Below are 12446 nucleotides of genomic sequence, written 5' to 3'. Positions count from 1 at the left end.
CGATACGCGGCGGCGCCCGCGCGGCGCGGCTCGGCTCGAACCCGCCGCGCGCTCAGCGCTTGCGCGTGATCCTCTCGCAGTGGACCAGGTGGTCCCGGCGGTCGGCACGGACCGTGTCGCGCCCGCTGCCGCAGTCGACGGTCTCCCGGACGCCGTCGACCGAGTTGATGGTGTCATTGCCCGGCCCGCCCGAGATGGTGTCCTTGCCCGCGCCGGGCGAGATGATGTCGTTGCCGTTGCCGCCGGACAGCTTGTCGTTGCCGCGCCCGCCGGTGAGCCTGTCGTTGCCGTTGCCGCCGGTCAGGCGATCGTTGCCGTTGCCGCCGGTCAGGCGGTCGTCGCCGTTGCCGCCGTCGAGGACGTCGTTGCCGCTGCCACCCTCCAGGCAGTCGTTGCCGGCATCGCCCCTGAGCAGGTCGGCGCCGTCGCCGCCGACGAGCCGGTCGCCGAAGACCGTGCCACGCAGCACGTCGTCGTCACGCGTGCCCTTGACGACGTTGGCGCAGGCGATCACGACGAACGGCTGCTGCGTGCCGGCCGGCGGCGGGTTGTTGTAGACGAACGGCGGCTGCGCGCGGGTCGAGGTGACGGTCGCGGCGTTGTTGGTGGTGTCGGGATCGCCGGTGAGCGCATCGGCTCGCGCGCGGGTCGTGATGTCCGCGCCGGTGATCGGGATCGCGGCGGCCGGGCTGCTCATGGTGATGGTGAAGCTCGCGCCGGCCGCGAGGCGATCGACCGAGCACGAGTCGGCGAACCCGCCGTACGGCGACCCGCCGGCGCACGCGACACCGGCGGGGCCGTCGGGAAAGGCACCGTTGGTGCTGAAGCTGAGGACGACCTTCAACGCGGGGTCGGGCCCGGCGTTGCGGACCGTGAGGGTCTGGGTGATCGTGTCGCCCGCGCCGACCGTGGTCGCCGGGCCGCTGCCGGTCAGCTGGAGGTCCGCGTGGTCCTGGGTCGCGTCGCCCTTGCCGTCGCCGTCGAGGTCGGACTCGACATCGGCCTGGACGAGCAGGCGCCGGTCGGCGTAGTGGCTGCCGGTCGTGAAGCTCTGGTGGTTGCTCGCGGTCGCGGGCGGCTGCTGCGTGTCGAGCTGATCGCCCGCGACGTAGGCGACCGCGCCGAGGTCGCCCGTGGCCGAGCGCGCGGCGAGCGTGTCGCCCGGCTGGACCGGGATGCTCGCCGGCACGGTGACGACGCCGCCGTCGGTCGCGGGCACCGGCGCGCTCTCGGCGGCGACCGTGAACCTCGTGCGGGAGCTGTCGGTGGGACGGAGGACCTGGACGACCGTGTCGCCGGCCGCCGGCGCCGCCCGCAGGCGGAAGCGCGTCAGCACCCCCGCCTGGAGGAAGACCGTCGCCTGAGACGACTGCATCGCCTCCATCGGGCTGGCGCTGCCGGAGAACCCGCGCGGGTCGGGCGCGAGCGTCAGCGCGGACCCGACGGTCGCGCTCCCTGGGCACGGGCGCGCCTGCGAGGTGAAGTCGTTCGGACAGAGGTCCTGGGTGACGTCGCCGTAGCCGTCGCCGTCGCCGTCCGGTTCGACGTCGGCCTGCAGGGTGGTCGTGCCCGACGCGCCGGTGACCTCCAGCGTGCCGCCCTGGGCGATCGGCAGGCGCAGCGTGACGCGCTCACCCGGGCCGATCGTCAGCGGGTCGGAGGTCGCCGTGGTGACGCTGCCGCCGCCGAGGGCCTGCACGCTGCGCAGGCGGACGCCGTCGAGCGTCGCGGCGTTGCCGAGCGTGAAGCTCGTCACGACGCCGTCGTGGGCCGCGGGCTGGGCGGTCGTCAGGGTCTCGTCGGCGCTCGCGGTGGCCGTCGTGAGGGCGAGGGAGAGCAGCGCTCCGGCGAGCGCGATCGTGCGTCCGTGCATGGCGATCGGCATTGTGAAGGCCGGGACGGATGTGCAGGTGGATATGTTTCGGGAAAGGACAGGACCAAGAACCCCGATCTCCCAAGGAGACCCTCATGCCCTACTCCGTCCCTGATCTGCCGTACGCCTACGACGCGCTGGAGCCGCACATCGACGAGGCGACGATGAAGCTGCACCACGACAAGCACCACCAGGCCTACGTGGACAAGGCCAACGCGGCGCTCGAGGGCACCGGTTACGAGGACAAGCCCGTCGACGAGCTGCTCGCCAACCTGTCGTCGCTGCCCGCCGACAAGCAGACGCCGCTGCGCAACCAGGCCGGCGGCCACGCCAACCACACGCTGTTCTGGGAGAACATGAGCCCGGACGGCGGCGGCGAGCCGACCGGCGAGCTCGCCGACGCGATCAACGCCGCCTTCGGCTCGTTCGCGGACTTCCAGGCGAAGTTCGAGGACAACGGCGTCACGCAGTTCGGCTCCGGCTGGACCTGGCTCGTCCTCGACGGCGGCGAGCTCAAGCTCGTCAAGACGTCCAACCAGGACTCGCCGATCCTCGACGGCCAGACGCCGCTGCTCGGCAACGACGTCTGGGAGCACGCCTACTACCTCAAGTACCAGAACAAGCGCCCGGACTACCTGAAGGCCTGGTGGAACGTGGTCAACTGGGCCAAGGTCGCGGAGCGCTTCGCCGCCGCCAAGTAGTTCTTGCGGTCGGGGGCGCCTGCCATCCTGAGGCGGGTGCCCCTCCGCAGCCTGCTCGCCGCCCTCGTCGTCCTGCTCACCTTCTCCGGCGCCGCCTCGGCCGCGCCGACGCTGAAGGTCGGGATCTCCGACGACGGCGTGCTGCTGTACTCGCCGGAGAAGGCGCCGGGCATCGTCGCGCAGTGGGCGGCGGACGGGATCGACACGGTGCGCATCCAGGTCCGCTGGGTGGCGATCGCGCCGGGGCAGCTGTCGCCGGCGATGCCGATCGGCTTCCACCCGACCGACCCGAACGACCCCATGTACAACTGGGCGACGACCGACCGGGCGATCGCGCTGGTGGTCGCCAACCACATGACGCCGATCCTGGAGGTCACGGGGTCCGGACCGGTGTGGTCGTCGCGCGTGCCGTCGCTGGGCAACCCGCGCTACGAGCCGGACGCCGCGAAGTTCGGCGCGTTCGCGACCGCGGTCGCGCGGCGCTACGGCAGGGTGGCCAACCAGTACATCATCTGGAACGAGCCCAACCAGCCGTTGTGGCTGCAGCCCCAGCAGGAGTGCCCGCCGTCCGGTGGCAGGTGCTCACCGGTCGCGCCGCACGTCTACCGCCAGCTCGTCCGGGCCGCCTACCCGGCGATCCACACCGCCGACCCGGGCGCGCAGGTGATCGCGGGCGCGCTGGCCCCGCGCGGGCAGGACGCCGTGCAGCGCAACCGGCCGCTGCGCCCGCTGGCGTTCATCCGGGCGTTCGGGTGCGTGGACGAGAGGTACAGGCCGGTCCGGACCGGGCGCTGCCGCGGCTTCCAGCCCGCGCGGATCGACGGGTTCGCCTACCACCCGCACGCGATCAAGGCGTCGCCGGAGACGCCGTCGCCGCACACCGACGACGCGAACATCGCGGACCTCAGGAAGCTGGAGACGACGCTGGACTCCGTGCAGCGGGCACGCGGCTTCTCGACGCCGACCGGCGCGCACGCGCCGCTGCACCTCGACGAGTTCGGCTACCAGACGTCGCCGCCCGATCCCTACGACGGGATCCCTGTCGCGCGCCAGTCGCGCTGGCTGCAGGAGTCCGCCTACATCGCGTGGCGCGACCCGCGCGTCCGGACGCTCGTGCAGTACGAGTGGCAGGACGAGCCGGTCAAGTCGGTCGGGTCCGGGCGCAAGAAGTACGCGGGCTGGCAGTCGGGGTTGTTGTACTCCAACGGGAAGCCGAAGCCGGCGCTGGCGGGCTTCCAGCACCCGTTCTTCGCCGACGTCGTCAGCAGGGCGCCGCAGATCCGGTTCTGGGGCCAGGTCCGACCGGGCCGCTTCCACACGGTCGCGCTGCAGCGCCGGTCGCCGAGCGGTGCGTGGGTGACGCTGGCGAGGGTGAGGACCGACGTGCACGGGACGTTCGTCAAGACGCTGCGCGCGGCGGCGGCCACGGCGACCTACCGGTACCGCACCGCGGACCCGCTCCCGGCGCCCGTCGTGACGAGCGACGCGATCGCGGCGACCCCTAGAAGGACTGCGTCACGACGCGCTCCGGCGCGATGACGTAGGCCGCGCGCCCGCTGCGCAGCGGGTACGGGCCGCCGAGGTACTTCTCGGCGAGCGCGTCGATGATCGCCCAGCCGGCGTCGTCGTCCCTGATGTCGGTGACGACGCCGCGGACGTGGAGCATCGTGTTGGGCGCGTCGGCGGCGGTGAGCGAGAGCGCGACGCGCGGGTCGCGTTCGATGTTGCGGCCCTTGACGGAGTCCGGACCGGTCAGGAAGACGATGCGATCGGCGTCGTCGACCCCGACCCAGACCGGGACGACGTGCGGCGCGCCGTCGGGGAGGGTCGTGGCGAGGTGCGCGAGGTTGGGTGCTTCGAGCAGCGCGCGGGCCTCGGTGGTCATGGTGGTGGTCATGCGGTCGCCTCGTTCGCGTACTCGTCGTGGCGGCGCAGCCACGCCACGGTCGGCGTCTGCGGGCGGCCGGGCGGCGTGTCCTCCCACTGCTCCTGGCGGCCGAGCGGGGTCAGGTCGAGGATGTTGAAGTCGTAGCGCAGCCGGTCGACACCGCGGGAGCCCGTCCAGTAGGTGAGGTAGACGTCGTCGCCGTCGCGGAGCAGGATCGAGAGGCGGAAGCCGCCGCCGATGCCGAGGTCGTCGGTGAGCGTCGTGCCCGCCGCCGAGTGCCACGGGACCGACCAGCCCATGCGGTCCCGGTAGGCGAGCAGCTCGGGCAGCGGCGCGGGCGACAGCAGCGTGAACGCGGTGTCGCGCTGAGCCAGGTGGGCGAGCGCGTCCGGCGGGATGTTGTCCGTGAACGTCGAGCAGCCGACGCACGGCTCGGCCTGGCCCGGCGGGAACATGAAGTGGTAGATCGCGAGCTGGCGCCTGCCGGCGAAGAGGTCGAGCAGCGACACCTCGCCGTGCTCGCCGCCCAAGATGTAGTCGTTGCGCACCGGGGTCATCGGCAGCCGCCGCCGCTTGGCGGCGAGCGCGTCGAGCTGGTGGGTCAGCGCCTTCTCCTCGGCCAGCAGCGCGCGGCGCGCGGCGTCGAAGTCCTCGGCGCCGACGATCGTGGGGAGCGTGATCGGGGTCATGGCGGCGACCGTAACACAGTGACTTCCCTGAGGGAAGTGATAGCGTCCGCGCCCATGCAGCGCACCCGCTTCGGCGACATGACGTGCTCGATCGCCCGCACGATGGACGTGATCGGCGAGCCCTGGTCGCCGCTGATCCTGCGCGACGTCTGGGTCGGGATCAACCGCTTCGACCAGCTGCAGGCCGACCTCGGGATCTCCTCGAAGGTGCTGACCGAGCGTCTCAAGTGGCTGGTCGGGCAGGGCGTGATCGAGCGTCGCGAGTACCAGGAGCGCCCCCGGCGCTTCGAGTACGCGCTGACCGCCAAAGGCTCCGAGCTCTGCGCGGTGCTGATGGCCATGACCGCTTGGGGCGACAAGCACCTCGCCGGCCCCGAGGGCGTCCCCGTGTTGTTGCACCACAAGACCTGCGGCCACCACTTCGACGCCGAGGTCCGCTGCTCGCACTGCGGCGAGCAGCTCGCTGGCGCCGACGTCCAACCACACCCAGGCCCGGCACAACTGGCCGAGGCCTAAGCCGCAGGCTCCTCCACATCCATCCTGACGACCCGCCCCGCGTCGTCGAAGGCATACACATGGACAACGGGCCCATCCGCGAGCACCTCACCGGTCTGCACCGACGTCGCCCGCTGATGGACCTCGACCGCAACCGTCCCATCCGGCCGCTCCACGAACCCGACCGGGTCGACATGCGAGTCGATCTCCGCCCACTGCCGCGTCCAGTACTCCCGCACCGCCTCATGCCCCACAGCCCGCCCACCCTCCCACGCATTCGGCCAGTCGACACCCTCGACCATCACCGCCAACGCACCATCCACATCCCGCGCGTTGAAGTCGACGTACATCCTCCGCAACACCACTTCTCGATCCGCCATCCCCCCACCCTACCCGCAACCCTTGGGTTGCACAACGGCAGAGGTCAGGCGCGGAGCTTGTAGCCGCGGAGGAAGAGGCGGTGGTTGAGGAGGAAGAGGGCCAGGGTTGCTGCTGCCAGGAAGAGCAGCGACAGTGGGATGTTGGTCTCCTTGTAGCCCAGGAAGCCGTAGCGGACCAAGGAGATCATGTAGTAGATGGGGTTGATGTGGGTCAGCGTCTCGAACGGCTGCGGGAGCAGGGCTGCCGAGTAGAAGACGCCGCCGAGGAACAGCAGGGGCTGCAGGACGAACGTCTGCGCGAACGAGACGTCGTCGAACTGCTCGGCCCGCACCCCGACAAGCACCCCGAGCTGGGCGAAGAAGAAGCCCACCAGGAACAGCGACGGGATCAACACCAAGATGTGCGCGACGGGGATCGACACCAGCAGCGACGCGCAGAGGAACGTCAGCAGCGCGACCAGGAACCCGCGCAGGAACCCGCCGAAGGTGAAGGCCAACAACAACTCCAGCGGCGACGCCGGCGACGACAGCTGGTCGTCGATCGCGCGCTGGAACTTCTGCTGGAGGATCGAGGACGAGTTGTTGCTGAACGCGTTCATCGCCCAGGCCATCATGATCAGCCCGGGCACGACGAAGACCGTGTAGTCGTAGCCGTGCAGCTTGCCGACCCGCGAACCGAGCGCGGCCCCGAAGACCGAGATGTACAGGAACGTCTCGAGCAGCGGCGCGCCGACGGTCTGGCGCTTGATCTTCATGAACCGCGCGACCTCGCGCCGCAGCAGCGACGCGAACCGGATCTGCGCGGCGGTCATGCGCCGAGCTCCGACACGACGCCGGCGCCGATCCCGCGCGACAGCTCCTTGCGCCCCACCAGCTCCAGGTACGCGTCCTCCAACCCGGACACGCCGTAGCGCGCCGCCAGCTCACCGGACGTCCCCTGCGCCACGATCTCACCGCCGTTGATGAAGGCGATCTTGTCGCACAGCTGCTCGGCCTCTTCGAGGTAGTGCGTGGTCAAGAGGATCGTCGTCCCCTCGGCGTTGATCCGCTGCACGTAGTGCCACAACTCGAGTCGCAGCTCCACGTCCACGCCCGCCGTCGGCTCGTCGAGGATCAGCAGCCGCGGCCGGTGCATCAGCGCCCGCGCCAGGATCAGGCGGCGCTTCATGCCGCCGCTCAGCGTCCGCGTGCGGTCCTTGCGCTTCCCGGCGAGCGAGAAGGCCTCCAACAACTCGGCGGTGCGCTCCCGCCGCTCCTTCCGCGGCATCCCGAAGTAGCCGCCGTGGAAGTCCAGCGTCTCCTCGAGCGTCAGGAAGTGGTCGAGGTTGAGGTCCTGCGGCGCCAGCCCGACGGCCAGCCGCGCCTCGCCGTACCCGTGCACCGCGTCGTGGCCGAACACCCGGATCCCGCCGGACGTCGGCGCCGCCAGCCCGGTCGTGCAGTGGATCAACGTCGACTTGCCGGCGCCGTTGGGCCCCAACAACCCGAAGAACTCCCCCGCCCCGATCTCCAGCGACACGCCCTGCAGGGCGCGCGTTCCGGTCGGGTACTCCTTGACGAGGTCGGTGATCTGGAGGGCAGGCGGCGTCATCGCGCCGGAGTCTGCACCCTCAAGCGCACTTGAGGTCAAGCGCGGGAGAAGCGCCGCCCCGCCACCGGGGAGACCGCCTCGTCGACCGCGTCGGCGTCCTTCTCGGCCTGCTCGGCCTCCAGGGCGGCCAGGCGCTCCGGCGTCATCGCCGTGTCGTCCTCGTTCTCCACCAGCCACTGCGCCGCCTCGGCGGCCGCGGCGTCGTCGACGACGACCTGCTTGCCCGACGCGTAGTACTTGTCGATCTCCGCGAACAGCTCGTCGACCAGGTTCTCGGTCTTGACCTTCTTCAAAGGCTCACCCTTCGAGAAGATCATCGCGGAGTCCTTGGCCCCCGTGATCCCGAAGTCGGCATGCCGTGCCTCGCCGATCCCGTTGACCGCGCAGCCGAGGATCGACACCTCGATCGGGTCCGCGTACTGCTCCAGGCGCCGCTCGACCTCCATGACGACCGAGTCCATGTCGAACTGCAGCCGCCCGCACGTCGGGCACGCGATCAGGACCGGCCCGCGCTCGCGCAGCTTCAAGGCCTTCAGGATCTCCCACGCGACCTTCACTTCCTCCTCCGCGTGGAAGGTCGAGAGCGAGATCCGGATCGTGTCGCCGATCCCGTCGGCCAGCAGCGTGCCGAGCCCGACGGCGCTCTTCAGCGACCCCGACCACTTCGTCCCCGCCTCGGTGACCCCGAGGTGCAGCGGGTGGTCGATCTTCTCCGACAGCAGCCGGTTCGACGCGATCGTGTTCGGCACCGACGTCGACTTCATCGACACCTTGAAGTCATAGAAGTCGAGCGCGTGCATCAACTCGACCCACTCGGTCGCCGCCGTCACCAGCGCCTCGACCGGGTTGGTGAACTCGAGGTCGCGCAGGTGCTTGGGCAGCGACCCGGAGTTCACGCCCACGCGGATCGGGGTCGAGGCCCTCTTGGCCGCGGCGAGGACCTCGGCGACCTTGTCCGGACCCCCGATGTTGCCCGGGTTGATCCGGACGCAGTGCGCGCCCGCCTCGATCGCCTTGATCGCCAGCGTGTGGTTGAAGTGGATGTCGGCGATGATCGGGATCGGCGACTCGACCACGATCGTCTTCAGCGCCTCGACGTCCTGCTCGCGCGGCACCGCGCAGCGCACGATGTCGGCGCCGGCGTCGGCCACACGGCGGATCTGCGCCATCGTCGCCGACAGGTTCGCGGTCTCCGTCTTGGTCATCGTCTGGACGGCCACGGGCGCGCCGCCCCCGACAGGGACGGAGCCGACGTGGATCTGCCGCGCGGAAGCCATGACGCCCATTCTACGAACCCGTCGGTAGCCTCCCCACCGTGGCCCCATCGGACGTCTACGGGACCGCACGGGGTCAGACGCGCGCGAGGATCGCCTCGCCGGTCGCAGCGAGGGCCCGCGCGCGGCGGCACGAGCAGCTCTTCCACCGGACCGGGCTGCAGCCCGGCATGCGCGTGCTCGACGTCGGCTGCGGCACGCTCGGCCTGCGCGGCCTGGAGCCGGACCTGGAGATCACCGGCGTCGACCTGTCGCCCCGCCCCGAGTACCCCGGCCCGTTCCTGCAGGCCGACGTCGCCGACGGCCTCCCCTACGCCGACGGCGAGTTCGACCTCGTCTACTCCTCCTCGGTCATCGAGCACGTCCCGCGCGCCCGCCGCCGCGCGTTCGCCGACGAGGTCCGCCGCGTCGGCCGCGGCCTCTACGTGCAGACGCCGGCCTACTCGTTCCCGGTCGAGCCCCACAGCCTGCTGCCGGCCGCCCACTGGCTGCCCGCCGACCTGCGCAGGCGCTACTGGCGCTACGGCGTCCAGGGCGTCTGGGAGGACATCGACCTGCTGCGCCGCGGCGAGGTCGCCGCGCTCTTCGGCGCGCCGGTCCACGCCGAGCACGTCCTCGGCCTCGCCAAGTCCTGGGTGGCGATCCAGCCCGTATGAGCACCGGTCCCGTCTGCCTCCGCGACCTCGCGCCGCTGGTCGAGGCGCGCCTGGAGGCCGGCCCGCTCGGCTACTTCGCCGGCGGCGCGGCCGACGAGCGCACGCTCGTCGACAACGAGGCCGCGTTCGCGCGCTACCGGCTGATGCCGCGCGTGCTGGTCGACGTCAGCAACGTCACGACCAGGACCACCGTGCTGGGCACCGAGATCGCGCTGCCGGTGATCGTCGCGCCGGTCGCGCTGCAGCGCATGGCCCACCCCGACGGCGAGCCCGGCATGGCCCGCGCGGCCGCGGCGGCCGGGACGATCATGACCGTCTCGACGCTCGCGACCGCCACGCCGACCGAGGTCAGCGAGGCCGCGCCCGGCGCGCCGCGCTGGTTCCAGGTCTACGTCCTCAAGGACCGCGGCGTCACCCACGCGCTCGTCGACGAGGCCGTCGCCGCGGGCTACAAGGCGCTCGTCGTGACCGTCGACGCGCCCCGCGCCGGCCGCCGCGAGCGCGACTTCCGGACCGGCTTCCAGGTCCCGCCGCACATCGACATGCCCGCCGTGTCGGCCGCCGCCGGCCACACCGCCGGGATCACGCCCGCCGGGTTCTTCGGCCTCGTCGACACGACGCTGACCTGGAAGGACCTGGAGCAGCTCGTCAACGACGTCGACCTGCCGGTCCTCGTCAAGGGCGTCCACTCGCCCCACGACGCGCGCCTGGCGATCCAGCACGGCGCCGCCGGCGTCGTCGTCTCCAACCACGGCGGGCGCCAGCTCGACGGCGTCCCCGCCGGGATCGACATGCTCGAGCCCGTCGCCCAAGAGGTCGCCGGCGACGTCGAGGTCTTCGTCGACGGCGGCGTGCGCCGCGGCGGCGACGTCATCAAGGCGCTGGCCCTCGGCGCCCGCGCCGTCCTCGTCGGGCGCCCGATGCTCTGGGCCCTGGCCCACGACGGCGAGCAGGGCGCGCGCTGGGCGCTGGAGACGCTGCGCGCGGAGCTCGAGCTGGACCTCATGCTGCTCGGCGCGCCGTCGCCTGACGCTGTTACACGCTCCCACGTGGTGTAACTTCTCCCCGCAATCTGCGGGATCTTCCGGGCGCAACGCAGACCAACCTCAAGCACGCTGGGGTCCCGGCCGTTAACCGTTAAGTACCCGTGTCCGAGCCGACGACGTCCGCACCCGCCTCAGAAGCGCTGCATGCAGCGCTCGCCGCGGCACGCTCGGTGCGCACGGCCGACGACCTCGACCCGGCGCTGGACACGATCGCCGCCGCGATCTCCGCGGCCCTCTCCTGCCGGACCGTCGCGCTCAACGTCCACCGCCCGGCGTGGGACGACTTCGCCGTCACGACCGTCCACGGCCCGGAGCCGGTCCGCCGCACGCTGCTCGGCCAGGCCTCGACGTGGGAGCAGTGGGGCCCGTACCTGAGGTCGCGCTTCGCGCGCAACGGCGCCCACCACGTCCCGGCCGGTGCCGTCGTGCCCGAGCCGCCCGCCGACGGCGGCCTCGTCCTGCACCGCCCGGACGCGCCCCCGTCGGCGGCCGCCGACCAGTGGGACCCGGACGACCTCCTGCTCGCCGTGATGCGCAAGGCCAACGGCGACGTGCTCGGCATCGTCTCGGTCGACGAGCCGCTGAACGGCGCACGCCCGTCCGACGACGATTGCGAGCGCCTCGTCACGCTGGCCGGCATCGCCGCCGTCGCCGTCGAGCGCGCCCACGACCAGGCCCGCGCCGCCCGCCACCGCGCCGCGCTGGAGCGCCTCAGCGAGATCGGTGCCAAGCCGCTGGTCGAGCGCACCCGGGACTCCGTCCTGGACGCCGTCACGACCGGCATCCGCGAGGCGCTCGGCTTCGGCCGCGTCGCGCTGCTGCTCGCCGAGCACGGCGGCCTGCTGCGCCCCGCCGCGACCGCCGGCTGGGCGCTGCACGACCCCGTCTTCTCCCACCTCGCGCTGACGCTGCGCCAGCTCGAGCCGCTGCTCTCGCTCGTCCACGAGCGCCAGGGCTGCTACCTGCTGGAGCGCGAGGACGCCGAGGCGATCCTCCAGATGGAGGGCGGCGTCTTCTACCGCTCGCGCACCAACGGCAAGGGCCCGTACGCGTGGCAGAGGCACTGGCTGCTGGTCCCGCTGCGCGACGCCGCCGGCGACCTGCGCGGCGTGATCTGGGTCGACGACCCGGTCGACCGCCTGCTGCCGACGCGCGAGTGGATGCAGCTCCTGCGCCTGTTCGCCGACCAGGCCGCGCTCGTCCTGGACTTCACCGACGGCACGGGCGGTGCCACCGCGCCCGGTGGCGCCGCGGGCGTCGTGCTCGGCGCCGAGCAGGACCCGCTGACCGGCCTGGCCAACCGCCAGAAGCTCTCGGACCGCCTGCGCCACGCGCTGCAGCGCGTCAAGCGCGCCGAGCAGACCGTCGCGGTCCTGTTCATCGACCTCGACAACTTCCAGCACGCCAACGACTCGCTCGGCCACGCGGCCGGCGACGAGCTGCTGCGGATCTCCGCCGCGCGCATCGACGAGGACCTGCGCCCCGGCGACACCGTCGCCCGCTTCGGCGGCGACGAGTTCGTCGTGCTGTGCGAGGACGTCGGCACGCCCGAGGACGCGATGGACGTCGCCGAGCGCCTGCGCGTCCTGCTGGCCGAGCCGATCCCGCTGTCGGCCGGCGTCGCGCAGGTCACCGCCTCGATCGGCGTCGCCCTGCCGGACCGCCCGGACCGCACCGCCGAGGCGCTGCTGCAGGCGGCCGACCGGGCGATGTACGAGGCCAAGGCCGCCGGCCGCGACGCCGCCCGCCTCGCGACGCCCGGCGCCGGCTGGCCGTAGGCCTGCACCTAGGCCGATTGTCCGGCCCGGATCGTCGTGGCTGACGGTCGCCGATCCAGCGGCGCGTGGTGGTTC

The 12446-nt window shown here is 72.1% G+C and carries 13 protein-coding genes; 6 read left to right on the top strand and 7 right to left on the bottom strand.

Going from position 1 to position 12446, the window contains the following annotated elements; genetic code table 11:
- Window positions 1-52 precede the first annotated feature (52 nt).
- On the bottom strand, window positions 53-1873 hold the full coding sequence (locus H030_RS40500; RefSeq protein WP_196809194.1) for a DUF11 domain-containing protein: 1821 nt from the start codon (window positions 1871-1873) through the stop codon (window positions 53-55).
- 95 nt (window positions 1874-1968) lie between these two features.
- Between H030_RS40500 and H030_RS0119300 the strand changes: the two genes are divergently transcribed.
- Window positions 1969-2574, top strand: a complete 606-nt coding sequence (locus tag H030_RS0119300; RefSeq protein ID WP_027007311.1) for a superoxide dismutase — start codon at window positions 1969-1971, stop codon at window positions 2572-2574.
- A 36-nt stretch (window positions 2575-2610) separates the two neighbouring features.
- Complete coding sequence (locus tag H030_RS0119295) at window positions 2611-4113, top strand: hypothetical protein (protein ID WP_027007310.1); 1503 nt, start codon at window positions 2611-2613, stop codon at window positions 4111-4113.
- On the opposite strand, the gene H030_RS0119290 is transcribed toward H030_RS0119295, so the two are convergent.
- Together H030_RS0119290 and H030_RS0119285 are read right to left on the bottom strand one after the other, a co-directional pair.
- Complete coding sequence (locus H030_RS0119290; protein WP_027007309.1) at window positions 4076-4471, bottom strand: PPOX class F420-dependent oxidoreductase; 396 nt, start codon at window positions 4469-4471, stop codon at window positions 4076-4078. The genes H030_RS0119295 and H030_RS0119290 overlap by 38 nt on opposite strands.
- The gene (locus tag H030_RS0119285; protein ID WP_027007308.1) at window positions 4468-5142 is read right to left on the bottom strand and encodes a DUF899 domain-containing protein; all 675 of its coding nucleotides are present in this window, start codon (window positions 5140-5142) and stop codon (window positions 4468-4470) included. The genes H030_RS0119290 and H030_RS0119285 overlap by 4 nt, the downstream gene beginning before the upstream one ends.
- Before the next feature lie 63 nt (window positions 5143-5205).
- Between H030_RS0119285 and H030_RS0119280 the strand changes: the two genes are divergently transcribed.
- Window positions 5206-5667, top strand: a complete 462-nt coding sequence (locus H030_RS0119280) for a winged helix-turn-helix transcriptional regulator (protein WP_027007307.1) — start codon at window positions 5206-5208, stop codon at window positions 5665-5667.
- Here the strand turns inward: H030_RS0119280 and H030_RS0119275 are convergent.
- From H030_RS0119275 to ispG, 4 genes are read right to left on the bottom strand one after another with little or no spacing between them, the layout of a single operon-like run.
- Entirely contained in the window at window positions 5664-6026 is a 363-nt protein-coding gene (locus H030_RS0119275) for a nuclear transport factor 2 family protein (protein WP_027007306.1), read from the bottom strand. The genes H030_RS0119280 and H030_RS0119275 overlap by 4 nt on opposite strands.
- Window positions 6027-6070: 44 nt before the next feature.
- Window positions 6071-6838 carry an ABC transporter permease gene (locus H030_RS0119270; protein WP_027007305.1) on the bottom strand — a complete coding sequence of 256 codons (768 nt, stop codon included), beginning with the start codon at window positions 6836-6838 and terminating at the stop codon, window positions 6071-6073.
- Window positions 6835-7617, bottom strand: a complete 783-nt coding sequence (locus tag H030_RS33585; protein WP_051223144.1) for an ABC transporter ATP-binding protein — start codon at window positions 7615-7617, stop codon at window positions 6835-6837. The genes H030_RS0119270 and H030_RS33585 overlap by 4 nt, the downstream gene beginning before the upstream one ends.
- 35 nt (window positions 7618-7652) lie before the next feature.
- Window positions 7653-8894 carry a flavodoxin-dependent (E)-4-hydroxy-3-methylbut-2-enyl-diphosphate synthase gene (ispG, locus tag H030_RS0119260; RefSeq protein ID WP_027007304.1) on the bottom strand — a complete coding sequence of 414 codons (1242 nt, stop codon included), beginning with the start codon at window positions 8892-8894 and terminating at the stop codon, window positions 7653-7655.
- A 38-nt stretch (window positions 8895-8932) separates the two neighbouring features.
- Between ispG and H030_RS37520 the strand changes: the two genes are divergently transcribed.
- The 3 genes from H030_RS37520 to H030_RS37515 all read left to right on the top strand — a co-directional run bounded on the left by H030_RS37520 (window position 8933) and on the right by H030_RS37515 (window position 12371).
- Window positions 8933-9547: a class I SAM-dependent methyltransferase gene (locus H030_RS37520; RefSeq protein WP_051223142.1), complete on the top strand. Its 615-nt coding sequence runs from the start codon at window positions 8933-8935 to the stop codon at window positions 9545-9547.
- A complete protein-coding gene (locus H030_RS33575; protein WP_035127993.1) occupies window positions 9544-10605 on the top strand; it encodes an alpha-hydroxy acid oxidase in 1062 nt (353 codons plus the stop codon). The genes H030_RS37520 and H030_RS33575 overlap by 4 nt, the downstream gene beginning before the upstream one ends.
- Window positions 10606-10694: 89 nt before the next feature.
- A complete protein-coding gene (locus tag H030_RS37515) occupies window positions 10695-12371 on the top strand; it encodes a sensor domain-containing diguanylate cyclase (protein ID WP_051223141.1) in 1677 nt (558 codons plus the stop codon).
- Window positions 12372-12446 lie beyond the last annotated feature (75 nt).

Source organism: Conexibacter woesei Iso977N, from assembly GCF_000424625.1.
Classification (GTDB): Bacteria; Actinomycetota; Thermoleophilia; order Solirubrobacterales; family Solirubrobacteraceae; genus Baekduia; species Baekduia woesei_A.
The sequence above is the reverse complement of the archived record's forward strand: the minus strand, read 5'-3'. Positions and strand labels throughout refer to the sequence as shown.

Coding starts and splice junctions, on each gene's coding strand:
- H030_RS33585 (WP_051223144.1), bottom strand. CDS start 7,617: ATGACGCCGCCTGCCCTCCAGATCACCGACCTCGTCAAGGAGTACCCG.
- H030_RS0119280 (WP_027007307.1), top strand. CDS start 5,206: ATGCAGCGCACCCGCTTCGGCGACATGACGTGCTCGATCGCCCGCACG.
- H030_RS40500 (WP_196809194.1), bottom strand. CDS start 1,873: ATGCACGGACGCACGATCGCGCTCGCCGGAGCGCTGCTCTCCCTCGCC.
- H030_RS0119275 (WP_027007306.1), bottom strand. CDS start 6,026: ATGGCGGATCGAGAAGTGGTGTTGCGGAGGATGTACGTCGACTTCAAC.
- ispG (WP_027007304.1), bottom strand. CDS start 8,894: ATGGCTTCCGCGCGGCAGATCCACGTCGGCTCCGTCCCTGTCGGGGGC.
- H030_RS0119270 (WP_027007305.1), bottom strand. CDS start 6,838: ATGACCGCCGCGCAGATCCGGTTCGCGTCGCTGCTGCGGCGCGAGGTC.
- H030_RS0119290 (WP_027007309.1), bottom strand. CDS start 4,471: ATGACCACCACCATGACCACCGAGGCCCGCGCGCTGCTCGAAGCACCC.
- H030_RS33575 (WP_035127993.1), top strand. CDS start 9,544: ATGAGCACCGGTCCCGTCTGCCTCCGCGACCTCGCGCCGCTGGTCGAG.
- H030_RS0119300 (WP_027007311.1), top strand. CDS start 1,969: ATGCCCTACTCCGTCCCTGATCTGCCGTACGCCTACGACGCGCTGGAG.